Source organism: Peribacillus sp. SIMBA_075, assembly GCF_046534585.1.
Map to the genome: position 1 here is coordinate 1 of NZ_JAWRYN010001201.1, position 250 is coordinate 250.

Consider the following 250-nt stretch of genomic DNA (forward strand, 5'->3'; position numbering starts at 1 on the left):
TACAATTTGTTTAATTTGCTCCATTAATTGCATTACTTGTATTATTCGTACTGGTTTTAACAACTCTGCATACAAAAGCAGGTATTCGGCTATCTCATGCCTGGTATGCTGCACAATTTTGGGCTTATTATACGTTCTTGTTTTGCAGTTATATGATAACTAAGAAAAAACTTTTTCTGTTTTCGATGATTATATCTTTATTAATAGCCATTTATAACACTCCATTATTTCACTTTGAAAACCTATTTAT

The 250-nt window shown here is 29.6% G+C and carries 1 pseudogene; it reads left to right on the forward strand.

Annotation, left to right across the window (positions count from 1 at the left end):
• Positions 1–14 precede the first annotated feature (14 nt).
• A pseudogene (locus tag SB775_RS32130) lies at positions 15–250 on the forward strand (hypothetical protein); the annotation flags it as partial.